Here is a 16911-nt window from a genome sequence, read left to right on the forward strand (position 1 = left end):
GTATGGGACGGCGACAATCTTCGTCTCGTTTCGGGCGGCCGGGGCCCGGGCATTTAGCCGCCTTTTGGCGGACTGAACCCCGGAAAACCGATTTGACGTTCGATCCGCGTTCGGTTTTCGGCCGTCCGGAAGGCCTGTGGGGCAAAGGTCCGCGGACCACCGGCGGATCAGGCGACGGACGCCGCCCCCGACGCATCGTCCTGCGCCTCTTCCGTGGTCAGGGCCTGTCGTATGCCGGCGGCCACCTCCCAGTGCACCGGCAGGGCGAGGTGCCCCACGCCCGTCACCCGGACATTGCGCGCGCTCAGATCCGGGTGGTCGATGCGGGCGCATTCCACGGGCACCATCAATTGGTCCAGGTCGCTCCAGAAACCGATGAATTGCGTTGCGCAATCCGGTGCGGGGCCCGCGAGTTCGGCGACGACGTCCGATCCCGGGCGCATCTGGCGCACCAGGGGATGTGCGGGCAGGAGCGAGGCCGCACGGGTGCCGGCGTGCGGCGTGCCGAGCGTGACCAGGGTCCTGATGCGGGCGTCGCCGCCCATCCGCTGGACGTAGTAGCGCGCGATCAGGCCGCCGAGGCTGTGCCCCACGACGTCGACCCGCTGGTGCCCCGTGCGGGCGCAGATGTCCTCGATGTGGCGGCCCAGCAGACGGGCCGCGGTGCGGATGTCGCAGGTCAGGGGCGAGTAGTTGAGCGATTCGACCTGCTGCCAGCCGTGCCGGCGCAAGGATCTGCGCAGCAGGACGAAAACCGAGCGGTTGTCGATGAAGCCGTGGAGGAGCAGAACAGGCAGATGACCTTCTTGTCCTGTTTCAGCTGATTCATGCAGTCCGGGTGTGTCGGGCGTGTCGCCGGCGGCCGGGAGCGCGGGCAGCGCCCGCCGCGGCGGCGGGCGCTCCTGCACGACACCGGTCGGGTACAGCAGCAGATGGCCGGTGAGAATCGCGAGCTCCAGCACCGTGGACCGGACGAGCGCGGTCGACGGGCGCAGCAAGGCGGCAAGGATGGTGATGAAGGGCAGGGTCCTCATGGCCGACCTCCCGAACGGCACCCGGGAAGCGCGGCTGTCGTCCCCCGTGTGCGCCCACGGGCAGCTGCGCGCGACCGGCCGCACCGCTGTGCCGTGCGGCTGTCGGCACAGTGGTGCGGCGGCCTCGCCGCGGCTCCCCTCGCGACCGCCCGAAGACTCGCCACCCCGGCGACGCGGGTGGCTGGGCGACCCGTAAGACGCGGAAGCGCGCGGACGGTGCGTAGCGACGTGTTGTCCCACGTGTGATTTCCCCCTCGCTCCGCACCGCGAAACGGCCGCGTGCGGGATGCTGGAGATAACGTTCGTTCACATCCCTGGGCGCCGGTTACCGGCAGTCGTACATGGAGGCAGTGATGGGAGTGACCGGTCCGATCCGCGTAGTGGTGGCCAAGCCCGGGCTCGACGGCCACGACCGCGGCGCGAAGGTCATCGCACGGGCGCTGCGCGACGCCGGCATGGAGGTCATCTACACCGGCCTCCACCAGACCCCCGAGCAGATCGTGGACACCGCCATCCAGGAGGACGCCGACGCGATCGGCCTGTCCATCCTCTCCGGCGCCCACAACACCCTGTTCGCCAAGGTCCTGGAGCTGCTGCGCGAGCGCGACGCGGAGGACATCAAGGTCTTCGGCGGAGGGATCATCCCCGAGGCGGACATCGCGCCGCTGAAGGAGCAGGGCGTCGCCGCGATCTTCACCCCGGGGGCCACGACGGCCTCCATCGTGGAGTGGGTCAACGCGAACGTCCGCCAGCCGACGGAGGCCTGACGGGGCCTGACGGGGCCTGGCGGAGGCCTCCTGGCGGAGCCGGTGGGTCACCCCGCCAGCTCCTCCCGCATCGTGGCCCGCAGCCGCAGCGTGCTCACGAGGCGCTGAAACGCCTCCGCCCAGTAGGCGGCCGCCCCGGCCGTGCCTGAGCCGGGTGTGCCTGAGCCCGGTGACTCCTTCGGGAGCACGGTCAGCGCCTCCAGGCGGTCGGCCTGCGCCGGGTCCAGACAGCGCTCGGCCAGGCCCATCACCCCGCTGAAGCTCCATGGGTAGCCGCCCGCGTCGCGGGCGGCGTCCAGGGCGTCCACGATCGCCCGGCCCAGCGGCTCCGCCCACGGCACCGCGCACACCCCGAGCAGCCGGAACGCGTCCGAAAGGCCGTGCGCCGAGACGAACTCCGCCACCCACGCCGCCCGCTCGTCCGGTGGCAGCGCCGACAGCAGCTTCGCCGGATCCCTCCACGAAGTGCCCTCGGCCGCGGGCGGCGACGATGCCGGGCCGAGCAGCGCCCGCGCCCACTCCGCATCCCGCTGCCGGACCGCGGCCCGGCACCAGGCGGCGTGCAGCTCGGGCTGCCAGTCGTCCGCTACCGGCAGCGCCACGACCTGCGCCGGGCTGCGGCCCCCGAACCGCTCGGGCCAGGCCGCCAGGGGAGTCGCCTCCACGATCTGGGCCAGCCACCACGAGCGCTCCCCGCGCCCGGACGGCGGCTTCACGACGACGCCGTCGCGCTGCATGTCCTTGTCGCACTCGTGCGGCGCCTCCACGGCGATGCGCGGGCCCTCGCCCTCGCCCGTGCGGTCCAGGGAGACGCAGCTGCGGGCCCGCTCCGCCATCCGGGCCGCGAGCGCCGAGCCGGGCAGCGCCGACAGCAGCTCCGCCGCGGTGGCCCGGACGTTGCGGCTCCGGTCGGACAGGGCCCGCTCCAGGAACGGCTCGTCCTGGGCGGACAGCCCCTCGCGCAGTGCGTCGAGGAACATCAGGCGGTCCTCGGCCCGCTCCGTCGCCCATGAGCCGGCGAGCAGCTCGCGGGCGGCCGCGGGGTCCCGCTGACGTACGGAGGCGAGGAGCGCGGCCCGCTCGGCGAACAGCCCCTCCTCCCAGACCCCGGTGTCCCCGGTGCCCGGTGTGCCCCCGGCGTGCCTGGTGTCCGCGGCGGGGCCGGTCCGCAGGGCGTACTTCCACTGCGGGTTGAGCGCTGCCAGCCACCGGGCCCGGGACCCTCCGAGCACGAGCGCCTCCGGCCGCAGATCGCTACGGGACCTGGCCGCCTCCAGGAGGGCGGGCAGCAGAGCGGGCGGCGCCTGATAGCCGTGCCCGTTGGCGGCGGCCAGCCACTGGGGCAGCAGCTCCGTCAGATCCGGGGCCGCGCCCCGGCGCCCGCCGCTGCCCCCGCCCCGGTCGGCGAGCAGCAGCGCGAGGCGCCGCCGGGCCGCCGGGGGCAGCGGCGGCCGGGCGTCCTGCGGCGCCGGAGCGGGCCGGGCCTGCGCTGCGGCCGGCACCGCACCGGCGCGCCGCTGCACGGTCTCCACCGCGGCGGCGTCCAGCAGCGCCGCGGCCGTGTCCTGCCCGGCGCGCGCCTGTACGGGCGGCACGCGGCGGCCGGCGCCGAGCAGAGCGGAGGTGACGAGCTCGTCCCAGGTGCGGTTCATGTGCTGCCTTTCGCCTTGTGCCGGTGGTCTTGTGTCGGTCGTCTCGTGCCGGGCCGCCCGGCACCGCCGGTGGGGTAGTGGGGTGGTTGCCCGCCGCTGCGGCGGGGACGGAATGCCGGGGCGAGGCTTGGCCGGGTGGCCGGGTGGCCGGGTGGCCGGGTGGCCGGGTGGCCGGTGGTCTCGGGCGGTGGAGGCCGGGTCTCTTGTTCCGCCGTGATGGTGATCAGCCCCCACGGCGGTGTCCGGCGGTGCCGGGCTGCCTGAGGCGGATTCGGCACCGCCGGTGCGGTTGTGAGTGGTTGTTCGCCGTTGCGGCGGGGTGTGATGCGGTGGCCGGGTGGCCAGGTGGCCGGTGGTGGTCTCGGGTTGTGGAGGTCGGGTCTCTTGTTCCGCCGTGATGGTGATCAGCCCCCACGGCGGTGTCCGGCGGTGCCGGGCTGCCTGGGGTGGGTTCGGCACCGCCGGTGGGGTTGTGGGTGGTTGCTCGCCGTTGCGGCGGGGGTTAGGTGCGGGGCGAGGCTTGGCCGGTGGCCGGTGGCCGGTGGCCGGTGGCTGGTGGCCGGTGGTGGTCGTTGCGGGTGGAGGGGCGGGCCCTTGTTTCCGGCTCGGCGGTGATCAGTCGTAGTGGCCCTGCCCCGGGAGTCGCTCCCGTCAGAGGGCTACCGGCTCCGGGGCCCACGTGGTCAGGGGGACGGCGCCCCTGTGGCCGTATTCGGCGAAGAGCGTGACCGGGGCGCCGCCCGATATCGATGCCAGCTGCCACAGGCCCGTACCGTCGCGGTGCCGGGGATCCACGGGCAGGGCCGCCCCGACTCCGCCCTCGCCCTCGCCGTCGGCCAGTTGCCAGTGGCCGTCCGGGCCTTGGAGCGGGACCACGCCGTCGAGGACGACCGGCCACGCCTCCAGCCAGGGGTCGTCGCGCAGGGCCTCCCCGTACGCGGAGAGGGCCGCTTCCACGCCGCCGCCCGGCGGCGGGCCGGCGCTCTCCACAGGCGGAGCGTGACGCGTGCCGAGCACGGCGCGGAGCGGGCGCGCCGCGGGGTAGTAGACGAGGTCCGCGTCCAGGGACAGGCCCACGGGCAGCGACAGTTCCGGCGCCCGCCCGGCCACCCCATAGGAGAGCAGCAGGGCCATCCGGCCCGAACTCCGGCCGTGGAGCCAGATCCGGCGGGTGACCAGCCGCCCGTCGTCGCCGTCCCGCTGCGCCAGGACCAGCCAGTGGTCGCGCACCGGCGGTCCGGATGCGAGCAGGGCCGCTGCATCCGTGGTCAGGCCGACCCGCGACCGGACCGTCGCGGCCAGGGGCTCCGGCAGCTCCTCCAGGCGCAGCCAGCCCTGGTTGAGGGTGTGCAGCAGGGCGCACTCCTCCAGCAGGCGGCCCGCCCAGTCGGCCCCCGAGCCCGGCAAGGACGCCAACTCCCGTACGCGCGAAGCCAGGCCGGGCGCCTGGGCGTCCACCATGCGGGCCGCCGTCTCGTCCCACTGCCCGTACCCCGCACCCTCCGCGGCCGCCAGCCCTCCGCGCAGCAGATCCGCGAGCCGCTGCTCCAACTCCGTGACGCCCGCGGTGATCCACTCCGCCCGGCGCTCCCCGCGACGCCGGGCGGCCTCCTCGTCCACCGGTGCGGATGCGGCCGCGGCCGGGCCCGCAGCGGCCTTTTCGGCCCGCTTCCGGCGCCGGTCCAGCCACTGCTCCGCCCAGCCGGGCGGAGGGTCCTGCGCGACCGGCACCGCGGCCTCGCCGGAAGCCCACAACAGCAGCAGTCCCAGCGCGTGCTTGCACGGGAACTTGCGGCTCGGACAAGAGCAGTTGAAGCCAGGCCCGCTCTTCTCCTCCCCCTTCCCCTCCCCGGACAGATCCACCACCGTGCGGTACGGCTTGCTGCCGCTGCCCGAGCACTCCCCCCAGACCGCGCCCCCGCCCTCCTCCGGGCGCGCCCCCGCGCCCGACCACGGACCGGGCGCCGCGAGCTTGCTTCCTGCTTTGCGTGATGCGGCGTCAGGCGCCAGCGCGAGCACCGATTCCGCCGTCCATCGATCCCCCTGCGGATTCATGCCCAAAACGCTAGGGCCACCCACTGACAATCGCCCTGACCTGCGGATTCGACACGTCCCGGTCCATTGTCAGTGGGGTGGTGCAGGGTGGTTCACGCATCCCGGAACCGCACACCGAGGGGGACTTGTCACCGTGCCCGGAACCGAAGCCCAAGCCCGATCCGAAGCCCGATCCGAAGCCCTGCGCCCGCATGCCGAGCACGCCTTCGCCGAGGAGCTCAAGGCCCTCGCCGCCGCCGACGACCGGCCCCGCCCCGAGCGCTGGCGCCTCTCGCCGTGGGCCGTCGCCACCTACCTGCTCGGCGGCACCCTGCCCGACGGCACCGTGATCACGCCCAAGTACGTGGGCCCGCGCCGCGTCGTCGAGGTGGCCGTCACCACGCTCGCCACCGACCGCGCCCTGCTCCTGCTCGGGGTGCCCGGCACGGCGAAGACCTGGGTCTCCGAGCACCTGGCCGCCGCTGTCAGCGGCGACTCCACGCTGCTCGTCCAGGGCACGGCGGGCACCCCGGAGGAGGCCATCCGCTACGGGTGGGACTACGCCCGGCTCCTCGCCCACGGCCCCAGCCGCGAAGCGCTCGTACCCGGCCCCGTCATGCGGGCCATGGCCCAGGGCATGACCGCCCGCGTCGAGGAGCTCACCCGCATCCCCGCCGACGTCCAGGACACCCTGATCACCATCCTCTCCGAAAAGACCCTGCCCATCCCCGAGTTGGGCGAGGAAGTGCAGGCCGTCCGCGGCTTCAACCTGATCGCCACCGCCAACGACCGCGACCGCGGCGTCAACGACCTCTCCAGCGCCCTGCGCCGCCGGTTCAACACCGTCGTGCTGCCCCTGCCCGCCACGCCCGAGGACGAGGTCGACATCGTCTCCCGGCGCGTCGACCAGATCGGCCGCTCCCTCGACCTGCCGTCCGTGCCCGACGGCACCGACGAGATCCGGCGCGTCGTCACGGTCTTCCGGGAGCTGCGCGACGGCGTCACCGCCGACGGCCGCACCAAGGTCAAGTCGCCCTCGGGCACGCTCTCCACGGCCGAGGCGATCTCCGTCGTCACCGGCGGCCTCGCCCTCGCCGCCCACTTCGGCGACGGCGTGCTGCGCGCGGGGGACGTGGCCGCCGGCATCCTCGGCGCGGTCGTCCGCGACCCGGCCGCCGACCGCCTCGTCTGGCAGGAGTACCTGGAGACCGTCGTCCGCGAGCGCGACGGCTGGAAGGACTTCTACCGCGCCTGCCGGGAGGTCTCCGCGTGACCGGCCCCGGCCCCGGCCCCTTCCTGCTGGGCATCCGCCACCACGGCCCCGGATCCGCACGGGCCGTGCGGGCGGCCCTGGAGCAGTGCCGGCCCGCGGCGGTCCTCGTCGAGGGCCCGCCCGAGGCCGACGCCGTCATCGGCCTCGCGGCCGACGAGGGCATGCGGCCGCCCGTCGCCCTGCTCGCCCACGCGGTGGACGACCCGGGCCGCGCCGCGTTCTGGCCGCTCGCCGAGTTCTCCCCGGAGTGGGTGGCGATCCGCTGGGCCCTGGAGCAAGGGGTGCCCGTACGGTTCATCGACCTGCCGGCGGCGCACACGCTCGCGCCGGGCGGGGACGACGGGGAACGCCTCGCTCCGGATCCCGCCGGCACGGCACCGGGACCGGACGGCCCGAAGGCCGGCGCGGGCACTCCGGGCGACGCCGTCCCCCGTCTCGACCCCCTCGCCGCGCTTGCCGCGGCAGCCGGTTACGACGACCCCGAGCTGTGGTGGGAGGACGCCGTCGAGCACCGCCGCAGCGCGGACGGCGGCGACGCCCTCGTGCCCTTCGCCGCCCTCGCCGAGGCCATGACCGAGCTGCGGACCGCTTTCGGCGAGGGCGACGGGCCGGACGGCGCGCGGGACCTCGTCCGCGAAGCGCACATGCGGCTCAGGATCCGGGACGCGCGACGGGAGTTCGGCGCCGGGATCGCCGTCGTCTGCGGCGCCTGGCACGTCCCCGCCCTGGCCGCGAAGCGGACCGTCGCCGCCGACCGGCAGGCCCTCAAGGGCCTGCCGAAGGTCAAGGCGGCGATCGGCTGGGTCCCCTGGACCCACCGGCGCCTCTCCCGTCACAGCGGCTACGGCGCCGGGATCGACTCGCCCGGCTGGTACGGCCACCTCTTCCACGCCCCCGACCGCCCCCTCGAACGCTGGATGACGAAAGCCGCCCGGCTGCTGCGGGACGAGGACTTCCCCGTCTCCTCCGCCCACGTCATCGAGGCCGTCCGCCTCGCCGGCTCCCTCGCCGCCCTGCGCGGCCGCCCGCTCGCCGGGCTCACCGAGACCACCGACGCCGTCAGGGCCGTGATGTGCGACGGCTCCGACGTGCCCCTCGCCCTCGTGCAGGACCGGCTCGTCATCGGGGACGTCCTCGGCGAGGTGCCCGAGACGGCTCCCGCCACGCCCCTGCAGCGCGACCTCTCCCGCCTCCAGCGCAGCCTGCGCCTCAAGCCCGAAGCGGCCTCTCGCGAGGCGGAGTTCGACCTGCGCAAGGACACCGACGCCGCGCGCAGCCGGCTGCTGCACCGCCTGCGGCTCCTCGGCGTCGACTGGGGCGAGCCGGTGCGCTCCCGCGCGGGGACCGGCACCTTCCGCGAGACCTGGCGGCTGAGCTGGGAGCCCGAACTGGCCGTCAAGGTCGCCGAGGCCTCCGCCTGGGGCACCACCGTGCTCGCGGCGGCCACCGCGAAGGCCGAGGCCCGGGCCGTCGGCTCCGCCGCCCTCGCCGACGTCACGGCCCTCGCCGAGCACTGCCTGCTGGCGGAGCTCCCCGGCGCCCTCCCGGCCGTGATGCGCGTCCTGGCCGACCGCGCCGCCCTCGACGCGGACGTCGTCCACCTCGCCGAGGCCCTTCCCGCCCTCGTCCGCTCCGTGCGCTACGGCGACGTTCGCCGCAGGGACACCGCCGCCCTCGGCAAGGTCGCCGCGGGCCTTGCCGAACGCATCTTCGTCGGCTTCCCGGCGGCCTGCGCGGGCCTCGACGCCGACGCCGCGGAGGCCATGAGGGGCCATGTGGACGCGGTCCATCAAGCGGTGACCTTGCTGGCTCCGGAGACCGCTCCGGAGACCGCTCCGGAGACCGCTCCGGAGACCGCCCCGGAGACCGGCGCGCCCTCCGGCCTCCGCCACCGCTGGTCCGGCGTGCTCGGTGTGCTCGCCGGGCGGGACGGGCTGCCCGGGGGCATCCGGGGGCGGGCCGCGCGGCTGCTGCTCGACGACGGACTGCTGCCCGACGGGCGGGCCGCCCGGCTCATGGGGCTCGCTCTGTCCACCGGCACCGAGCCGGCGCAGGCCGCCGCCTGGATCGAAGGGTTCCTCGGCAGCGGCGGCTCCGGCGGCATGCTGCTCGTCCACGACGAGCGTCTGCTCTCCCTCGTGGACGACTGGCTCACCGGTGTGCCCCCGGCGGCCTTCACCGACGTCCTGCCCCTCCTCCGGCGCACCTTCTCCGCCTACGACCCCGGCGTGCGCCGCACTCTCGGTGAGCTCGTCCGCCACGGCGGACCGGCCGGCGGCAGCGTCACTCGCCCCGGAGCCCGGCCCGCGGCCGCGCCGCCCCTGGACCCGGGCCGGGCGGCCGCCGTGCTGCCCACCCTCCGGCTCCTCCTCGGCCTCCCCGATCCCTCTGCCCCCGATCCCTCTGCCCCCGGCCCTGCCACCCCCACCACCCCAGGAGCCGCACGATGACCTCACCTCGTACGGCCACGGATTCCCGTACGGCCGCAGAATCCCGTACCACCCCGGCCGACGAGCGCCTGCGCCGCTGGCGCCTCGTCCTCGGCGGCGACGGCGCCGCGGACGGCACCGGCCGGGCCCTCTCCGGCACCGACGCCGCAATGGACCGCACCCTGGAGGCGCTCTACGGCCCGTACGGCCCGGGCCCGGGTGCCGGCGGCGGGCGGCCCGGCGGCCCGCGCGAGGTCGGCCTCGGCGGCTCCGCGCCGCGCGTCGCCCGCTGGCTGGGGGACATCCGCACGTACTTCCCGGCATCCGTCGTTCAGGTGATGCAGCGCGACGCCGTCGACCGGCTCGGCCTCTCCTCGCTCCTCCTGGAGCCGGAGATGCTCGAAGCGGTCGAGGCCGACGTCCACCTCGTCGGCACGCTGCTCTCCCTCCACAAGGCGATGCCCGAGACCACGAAGGAGACCGCCCGCACCGTGGTCCGCAAGGTCGTCGAGGACCTGGAGCGGCGCCTGGCCGGCCGCACCCGCGCCACCCTCACCGGCGCCCTCGACCGCTCCGCCCGGATCAGGCGCCCCCGCCACCGCGACATCGACTGGGACCGCACCATCCGGGCGAACCTCAAGAACTACCTGCCCGAGTACCGCACGGTCGTCCCCGAGCGGCTCGTCGGCTACGGCCGGGCCGCACGGGCGGTGAAGAAGGACGTGATCCTCTGCATCGACCAGTCCGGCTCCATGGCGGCGTCCGTCGTCTACGCCTCCGTCTTCGGCGCCGTCCTCGCCTCGATGCGCGCCCTCGACACCCGCCTCGTCGTCTTCGACACCTCCGTAGTCGACCTCACCGACCAGCTGACCGACCCGGTCGACGTGCTCTTCGGCACCCAGCTCGGCGGCGGCACCGACATCAACCGCGCGCTCGCCTACTGCCAGTCACGGATCACCCGCCCGGCGGAAACCGTCGTGGTCCTCATCAGTGATCTCTACGAGGGCGGGATCCGCGAGGGCATGCTCAAACGGGTGGCGGCCATGAAGGCCTCCGGAGTGCAGTTCGTGACGCTGCTCGCACTCTCCGACGAGGGCGCTCCCGCCTACGACCGCGAGCACGCGGCGGCCCTGGCGGCCCTCGGTGCACCGGCCTTCGCCTGCACCCCGGACCTCTTCCCGGAGGTGATGGCCGCCGCCCTGGAGAAGCGCCCGCTGCCCGTGCCCGGCACCGCCGCCTGACCGGCCGCCGCGCACGCGCCGGTAGGCCGGATGCGTACGGATTCCGTCGCGATCTGTGAGCGTAATCACGGCCGGAGTGTGAGCTCTGATTTAGGGCCTCCCCGCCTGCGGGGATAACCTGCGAGACGGACATGCCGCGTCAACGGTGAACGTGTGCCGCCCTCGCCCGTGCTACCCCGGGGCGCAACCCCCGGACCCCTGCGGAGATCGCGTCGTCACGCCGCCCAGCGGCACGCCCGCGCAGACAACGAACCGCGATATCCATGGAAAAGGGACGGACGCGCGTGGACCTGTTCGAGTACCAGGCGAGGGACCTCTTCGCCAAGCACGGTGTACCGGTGCTGGCCGGTGAAGTCATTGACACGCCTGAGGACGCCCGCGCGGCGACCGAGCGGCTGGGCGGCAAGTCGGTCGTCAAGGCCCAGGTCAAGGTCGGTGGCCGTGGCAAGGCCGGTGGCGTGAAGCTGGCCGCCACCCCGGACGAGGCCGTCGCCCGCGCGACGGACATCCTCGGCATGGACATCAAGGGCCACACGGTCCACAAGGTGATGATCGCCGAGACCGCTCCCGAGATCCTCGAGGAGTACTACGTCTCGTACCTCCTCGACCGCACCAACCGCACCTTCCTGGCCATGGCCTCGGTCGCCGGCGGCATGGACATCGAGGAGGTCGCCGCGACGACCCCCGAGAAGCTCGCCAAGGTCCCGGTCAACGCCAACGAGGGCGTCACGATCGAGAAGGCCCGCGAGATCGTCGCCCAGGCGAAGTTCCCGGCCGAGGTCGCCGAGAAGGTCGCCGAGGTCATGGTGACCCTGTGGAAGACCTTCGTCGCCGAGGACGCGCTCCTCGTCGAGGTCAACCCGCTGGCCAAGGTCGCGAGCGGCGACGTCATCGCCCTCGACGGCAAGGTCTCGCTCGACGAGAACGCCGACTTCCGCCAGCCGGAGCATGAGGCGCTCGAGGACAAGGCCGCGGCCAACCCCCTCGAGGCGGCCGCCAAGGCCAAGGGCCTGAACTACGTCAAGCTCGAGGGCCAGGTCGGCATCATCGGCAACGGCGCGGGTCTCGTCATGAGCACCCTCGACGTCGTCGCGTACGCCGGTGAGAACCACGGCGGCGTCAAGCCCGCCAACTTCCTCGACATCGGTGGCGGCGCCTCCGCCGAGGTCATGGCCAACGGTCTCGAGATCATCCTCGGCGACCCGGACGTCAAGTCCGTCTTCGTCAACGTCTTCGGTGGCATCACCGCGTGCGACGAGGTCGCCAAGGGCATCGTCCAGGCCCTGGAGCTCCTCAAGAGCAAGGGCGAGGACGTCTCCAAGCCGCTGGTCGTGCGCCTCGACGGCAACAACGCGGAGCTGGGTCGCAAGATCCTGTCCGACGCCAACCACCCGCTGGTCCAGCGCGTGGACACCATGGACGGCGCGGCCGACAAGGCCGCCGAGCTGGCTGCGGCTAAGTAAGGGACGAGGACTCCACAACCATGGCTATCTTCCTCACCAAGGACAGCAAGGTCATCGTCCAGGGGATGACCGGCGCCACGGGCATGAAGCACACCAAGCTCATGCTGGCCGACGGCACCAACATCGTCGGTGGCGTGAACCCGCGCAAGGCCGGCACGAGCGTCGACTTCGACGGCACCTCCGTGCCCGTCTTCGGCTCGGTCGCCGAGGCGATGGAGAAGACCGGTGCCGATGTCACCGTCGTCTTCGTCCCGCCGGCGTTCGCGAAGGCCGCCGTCGTCGAGGCGATCGACGCCGAGATCCCGCTGGCCGTCGTGATCACCGAGGGCATCGCCGTCCACGACTCCGCCGCCTTCTGGGCGTACGCGGGCTCGAAGGGCAACAAGACCCGCATCATCGGCCCGAACTGCCCCGGTCTCATCACCCCGGGCCAGTCCAACGCCGGCATCATCCCGGGCGACATCACCAAGCCCGGCCGCATCGGTCTCGTGTCCAAGTCCGGCACGCTGACCTACCAGATGATGTACGAGCTCCGTGACATCGGCTTCTCCTCCGCCGTCGGCATCGGTGGCGACCCGGTCATCGGTACCACGCACATCGACGCGCTCGCCGCGTTCGAGGCCGACCCGGAGACCGAGCTGATCGTGATGATCGGCGAGATCGGCGGCGACGCCGAGGAGCGTGCCGCGGACTTCATCAAGGCCAACGTCACCAAGCCGGTCGTCGGCTACGTGGCGGGCTTCACCGCGCCCGAGGGCAAGACCATGGGCCACGCCGGCGCCATCGTCTCCGGTTCGTCCGGCACCGCCCAGGCGAAGAAGGAGGCCCTTGAGGCCGCCGGTGTGAAGGTCGGCAAGACCCCGTCCGAGACGGCCCGCCTCGCGCGCGCCGCGCTGGGCGCCTGAGCCTGACGGTTCCCGTGCACGGGCCCGCACCCCTCGGGGGGTGCGGGCCCGTGCCCGTTCCGGGCTCGGACCCAGCAGGGGTGATTGTGTGTCAAATAGGTTTATCCGTGCATCAAAAGCGACACGACGGTCATTTACCCGCTACCCGAACGAAAGGCGTGTTCTTGGCAGCATGACCATGTGACCCACGATGCCGAGCACAGCCCGTCGTTGCCCTCGCCCGGCCGGCCCGGCGCCGGTGCGCCGCCACCGGCGGGCACGGTGCTCGTCGGCGGGGCGATCGCCGCGGGCCTCGGGCTCGGGGCACTGGCCGTCGTGGTCCTGCTGCTGTGGATCACCTCGCCCTACCCGGACGGCGGCGCGGGCGAGGCCCTGCGCTCCGCCGCCGGCCTGTGGCTGCTCGCCCACGGCGCGGACCTCGTCCGCACCGACACGCTCACCGGGGCGCCCGCCCCCCTCGGCCTGACCCCGATGCTGCTGACCGTCCTGCCCTGCTGGCTGCTCTACCGCGCCGCGCGGCACGCCCTGGAACCGGCGGAGGAGCCGGAGGACGACCACGACGACCTCCTCCTGTACCCCGAAGCGGTGCCCTTCGAGGAGCTCACGCCCGAGGAAGTCCTCGCCATGAGCCCGCCCCTCGCGCCCGTTCCGACGGAACCGCCGGTCCCGGCGGAGCCCGGGCCCTGCCCCGCCCCGCGCAAGGCCGCCCCGGCCCTTCTCGGCGGCTATCTGCTCGTCGCGGTGGGAGCCGTCCTCTACGCCTCCTCGGGCCCGGTACGGGTCGAGCCGCTGAGCGCCCTGCTCCACGTGCCGGTCGTCGCGGGGGCGTCCGTCGCGGCCGGGATGTGGGCCGCCGCGGGACGCCCGTACGGCACGCTGCCGCCGGTCCTCCGCCGGGCCCTCGCGCCGGTCCCCGCGCGCCTGCGGCACTGGTTCACCCGGCCCCGGTCGGCCGCGGCCCTGCGCGCGGGGACGGCGGGCACCGTCGTCCTGCTCAGCGGGGCCGCCGTCCTCCTCGCGGCCTCCCTCGCCGTCCACGCGGGCGCCGCCCGCGAGTCCCTCCTGCAGATCACCGCGGCCTGGTCGGGCCGCGCCGCGGTGCTGCTGCTGTGCCTCGCGCTGCTGCCCAACGCCGTGGTCTGGGCCGCGGCCTACGGGCTCGGGCCGGGCTTCGCGGTGGGCACGGCCGGGGCCGTCGCGCCCCTCGGGATCACCACGTACCCGCTGCTGCCGTCCTTCCCGCTCTTCGCGATCCTCCCCGCCCCGGGCCCCGCCGAGCCGCTGCCCCTGGCCGCCTCCGCGGCGGTGAGCCTCGCGGCCGGGGCCACCGTCGCCTACGCCGCCGTGCCGCGCCGCAGCGCGGACCTGGCCCGGTCGGGCCTCGGCGAGACCGCAGCCATCGCCGCCCTCGGCTCCTTCTTCTGCGCGCTCGTGATCACCCTGCTGACCTACGCGGCGGGCGGCAGCCTGGGCGCGTCCGTCCTCGCCACCTTCGGGCCCTCCTGCCGGCTGGTCGGCGCGGCCGCGCTCGCCTGGACGACCGTCGTGAGCGTGCCCGGGGCCATCGTGCTGCGGTGGCTGCGGCGGCGCATCGCCCTGGGCGACACGTCAGCGGAACCACGGGTGACCGCCGCGTCGGCCCCCGGCCTGGGGGTCGTCGCCCTGGCCGGGGCCCCGTCCGCGCGGCCTGCCGCGGGCACCCACCGCCGGGTGCCGCCCGGGCGGGCCGACCGGCCGCGGAAGGCGCGCCGGGCACGCGCCCGCTGGTGGACCGGCGCTCCTGCCGCCCGGGCGGTGGGCTCCTGGCTGGGCTTCGGCGTGGGTACGGGTGCCCGCGCGGCGGGGGCGGGGGTGCGGGCCGACACGGCGACGCTGTCCTTCGCCCGGCCCGGAGCAGGGCCCGCATGGTCGGCCGAGCCGGGCGCCACGGCCGTGGAGGCGCTGCCCGTACGGGGCGCACCGGCGGGGTCCGCCCCGGTGGGCCTCGCCGCTCCGGCCGCCGCGCCCGCATCCGGCACGCAGACCGTGCGGCGCGGGTGGTTCGGGCGCCGGCGGGCGAAAGAGAGCGGACGGCGGGGGAGAGGCGCGGCCCAGGTGCCGGCGTTCGACGCGGCGGCCTGGCACGACACGGGCGCGCGGCAGGTGCGGTGGGCCGCGCTGCGGGAGTCCGGGGGCGGGCTGATGCCGGCGTTCGAGCCGCGCGACGCGGGGCCCCCGGACCGGGGCTGAAAGGCTTCAGCCCCTCGTCCCCAACAGCTAGTCCCGCGTCCCCAGCAGCGGCCTCAGCTGCTTCGGCAAGTGCTTCTCGCACGCCTGCTGGGAGCTCTGGGTCAGGGCGTCGTCCACGCACGTGTAGTAGTCGCTGTAGACGATCTGGAAGACGAACGTCGCCGCCGCGATGGCCAGCGCCAGCCCGCCCGTCACCAGGCCGCTGACCGCCGCCGTCGTCTGCGGGCGGAAGGCGCCGGGCGGCGGGGCGGGGGCCGCCGGGGTGTCGGGATCCTGCCGCTGCGGGCGGGACTTGGCGCGCAGCGCGCTGACGCCCCAGTAGACGGAGAGGGCGCCGAGCAGCAGGGCGACGTAGGGGATGCTGAACAGGGCGAAGAAGAAGCCCCACATGCCTGCGAGGAGGGCGTAGCGGGCGCGCCGCTGGGCGGGGTCCGTGGGGTCCCAGCGCAGGCCGCCGTTCCCGCCCGGGCCGCCTGCGGGGCCGCCCGGGCCGCCGCCGAAGCCGCCGTCGTGGCGGCCGGGCTGCCGGCTGCTCCACTGGCTGCCCCACGCCGGGGGCTGCTGCCGTCCGTCGCCGGAGCCGTTCCCGTCCTCGCCTCCGTCCTGCGAGCCGTCCCCCTGCCCGCCGCCCCGGCCGTCCGCGTGGCCCTGCGGCCCCTGCGGGCGCTGCCGCGGCTGCCACGGCTGGTCGGGCTGTCCCTCCGGCGGGGGCGCGAAGGGGTTGTCCCGCTGCTCGCCGGAGGAGGACGGCGTGGGGCGGTCGTGCGACATGCGGGCGTTCCTCATCGCACCGCCGCCGGGGGTGCGGGTGGGCAGCGCGAGGGGGTGAGCCGCGTGACGGCGTCGGTCCGGCATGTGGAGTGTGTCTTCCCCTTGTGTCGTCGTCCGGCACGCCCAGGATGTGCGCCGTCCAGGATGTGTGCCCGCACGCCCGGGACGTACGGCACATCCCCGGCGTCCGTGCCTACCGCACTCCGAACGTACGGCGTCGCGCCCGGATTCCGTGCACGTGGCCCGCGCTTTTCCGTGCGCTGCTTCCAGACGCTACCTTCCGCGCGCGCCCCCGTCCCGCGGGGGCCGTTCGGTGTGCCGGTATCGTTGCTGGCGGTCGGCGGGTTCGTAGAGTCCCCCGTATCCGGCGACGCCCTCGTCTCGTACGACCATACAAACCGTAGGGCCGTGCACACCGTACGCCCATCACACCGCTCAGACCGCTGACACCGCTCCGCCCGCGAGAAAGGGCCCCACCGTGGCCTCCCCGCCTCCCGCGCCCCCCGCCCGCCTCGTCGTCCTCGTCTCCGGCTCCGGCACCAATCTGCAGGCCCTGCTCGATGCGATCGCCGCCGACCCGGAGGGCTACGGCGCCCGGATCGTGGCCGTGGGCGCCGACCGGGACGGCATCGCCGGCCTGGAGCGGGCCGAGCGCGCCGGGATCCCCACGTTCGTCTGCCGCGTCAAGGACCACCCGACGCGCGACGCCTGGGACCGCGCGCTGACCGAGGCCACCGCGGCCCACGAGCCGGACCTCGTGGTCTCGGCCGGTTTCATGAAGATCGTGGGCAAGGAGTTCCTGGCCCGCTTCGGGGGCCGCGTGATCAATACGCACCCCGCCCTGCTGCCCAGCTTCCCCGGCGCCCACGGCGCGCGCGACGCACTCGCGTACGGCGTCAAGGTGACCGGGTGCACCGTCCACTTCGTCGACGACGGCGTCGACACCGGCCCGATCATCGCGCAGGGCGTGGTCGAGGTCCGGGACGAGGACGACGAATCCGCACTGCACGAGCGGATCAAGGAAGTCGAGCGCGATCTGCTCGTCGAGGTCGTGGGGCGCCTGGCCCGCAACGGCTACCGCATAGAGGGACGAAAGGTGAAATTCCTGTGACC

The 16911-nt window shown here is 74.5% G+C and carries 12 protein-coding genes; 8 read left to right on the forward strand and 4 right to left on the reverse strand.

The features are described from left to right. Nucleotides 1–167 precede the first annotated feature (167 nt). Nucleotides 168–1034: an esterase/lipase family protein gene (locus tag IE241_RS16415; protein ID WP_190022471.1), complete on the reverse strand. Its 867-nt coding sequence runs from the start codon at nt 1032–1034 to the stop codon at nt 168–170. Between the two features lie 353 nt (nt 1035–1387). Here IE241_RS16415 and icmB point away from each other — a divergent pair, with 353 nt between their 5' ends. Further along, nucleotides 1388–1801 carry a coenzyme B12-dependent isobutyryl CoA mutase small subunit gene (gene icmB, locus IE241_RS16420; RefSeq protein WP_058045874.1) on the forward strand — a complete coding sequence of 138 codons (414 nt, stop codon included), beginning with the start codon at nt 1388–1390 and terminating at the stop codon, nt 1799–1801. 47 nt (nt 1802–1848) lie between these two features. Here icmB and IE241_RS16425 read toward each other — a convergent pair whose 3' ends face one another. Beyond that, nucleotides 1849–3453 (reverse strand): DUF5691 domain-containing protein, encoded by a 1605-nt coding sequence (locus IE241_RS16425; RefSeq protein ID WP_190022472.1) that lies wholly within the window; start codon nt 3451–3453, stop codon nt 1849–1851. A 651-nt stretch (nt 3454–4104) separates the two neighbouring features. Further along, the gene (locus IE241_RS16430; RefSeq protein ID WP_190022473.1) at nt 4105–5508 is read right to left on the reverse strand and encodes an SWIM zinc finger family protein; all 1404 of its coding nucleotides are present in this window, start codon (nt 5506–5508) and stop codon (nt 4105–4107) included. A 133-nt stretch (nt 5509–5641) separates the two neighbouring features. Here IE241_RS16430 and IE241_RS16435 point away from each other — a divergent pair, with 133 nt between their 5' ends. The 6 genes from IE241_RS16435 (at nt 5642) to IE241_RS16460 (ending at nt 15027) form a co-directional block, all read left to right on the forward strand. Further along, nucleotides 5642–6760 carry an ATP-binding protein gene (locus tag IE241_RS16435; RefSeq protein ID WP_190022474.1) on the forward strand — a complete coding sequence of 373 codons (1119 nt, stop codon included), beginning with the start codon at nt 5642–5644 and terminating at the stop codon, nt 6758–6760. Continuing rightward, on the forward strand, nt 6757–9210 hold the full coding sequence (locus IE241_RS16440) for a DUF5682 family protein (RefSeq protein ID WP_229899336.1): 2454 nt from the start codon (nt 6757–6759) through the stop codon (nt 9208–9210). The genes IE241_RS16435 and IE241_RS16440 overlap by 4 nt, the downstream gene beginning before the upstream one ends. Continuing rightward, complete coding sequence (locus tag IE241_RS16445) at nt 9207–10430, forward strand: VWA domain-containing protein (protein WP_190022475.1); 1224 nt, start codon at nt 9207–9209, stop codon at nt 10428–10430. The genes IE241_RS16440 and IE241_RS16445 overlap by 4 nt, the downstream gene beginning before the upstream one ends. Nucleotides 10431–10714: 284 nt before the next feature. Further along, the gene (gene sucC, locus IE241_RS16450; RefSeq protein ID WP_190022476.1) at nt 10715–11893 is read left to right on the forward strand and encodes an ADP-forming succinate--CoA ligase subunit beta; all 1179 of its coding nucleotides are present in this window, start codon (nt 10715–10717) and stop codon (nt 11891–11893) included. A gap of 20 nt (nt 11894–11913) precedes the next feature. Further along, the gene (sucD, locus tag IE241_RS16455) at nt 11914–12798 is read left to right on the forward strand and encodes a succinate--CoA ligase subunit alpha (RefSeq protein ID WP_058045881.1); all 885 of its coding nucleotides are present in this window, start codon (nt 11914–11916) and stop codon (nt 12796–12798) included. A 180-nt stretch (nt 12799–12978) separates the two neighbouring features. After that, a complete protein-coding gene (locus IE241_RS16460; RefSeq protein WP_190022477.1) occupies nt 12979–15027 on the forward strand; it encodes a cell division protein PerM in 2049 nt (682 codons plus the stop codon). 27 nt (nt 15028–15054) lie between these two features. Here IE241_RS16460 and IE241_RS16465 read toward each other — a convergent pair whose 3' ends face one another. Continuing rightward, nucleotides 15055–15882: a hypothetical protein gene (locus IE241_RS16465; RefSeq protein ID WP_190022478.1), complete on the reverse strand. Its 828-nt coding sequence runs from the start codon at nt 15880–15882 to the stop codon at nt 15055–15057. Between the two features lie 394 nt (nt 15883–16276). Between IE241_RS16465 and purN the strand changes: the two genes are divergently transcribed. Further along, a complete protein-coding gene (gene purN, locus IE241_RS16470) occupies nt 16277–16909 on the forward strand; it encodes a phosphoribosylglycinamide formyltransferase (protein WP_190022479.1) in 633 nt (210 codons plus the stop codon). The last annotated feature ends 2 nt before the right edge of the window (nt 16910–16911 follow it).

This window comes from Streptomyces hiroshimensis, from assembly GCF_014650335.1.
Classification (GTDB): domain Bacteria; phylum Actinomycetota; class Actinomycetes; order Streptomycetales; family Streptomycetaceae; genus Streptomyces; species Streptomyces hiroshimensis.

Excerpts from the sequence above, each read along its gene's own strand:
- IE241_RS16445 (WP_190022475.1), top strand. The coding sequence starts at position 9,207 with ATGACCTCACCTCGTACGGCCACGGATTCCCGTACGGCCGCAGAATCC.
- IE241_RS16430 (WP_190022473.1), bottom strand. The coding sequence starts at position 5,508 with ATGAATCCGCAGGGGGATCGATGGACGGCGGAATCGGTGCTCGCGCTG.
- IE241_RS16465 (WP_190022478.1), bottom strand. The coding sequence starts at position 15,882 with ATGCCGGACCGACGCCGTCACGCGGCTCACCCCCTCGCGCTGCCCACC.
- IE241_RS16425 (WP_190022472.1), bottom strand. The coding sequence starts at position 3,453 with ATGAACCGCACCTGGGACGAGCTCGTCACCTCCGCTCTGCTCGGCGCC.
- IE241_RS16415 (WP_190022471.1), bottom strand. The coding sequence starts at position 1,034 with ATGAGGACCCTGCCCTTCATCACCATCCTTGCCGCCTTGCTGCGCCCG.
- icmB (WP_058045874.1), top strand. The coding sequence starts at position 1,388 with ATGGGAGTGACCGGTCCGATCCGCGTAGTGGTGGCCAAGCCCGGGCTC.
- sucD (WP_058045881.1), top strand. The coding sequence starts at position 11,914 with ATGGCTATCTTCCTCACCAAGGACAGCAAGGTCATCGTCCAGGGGATG.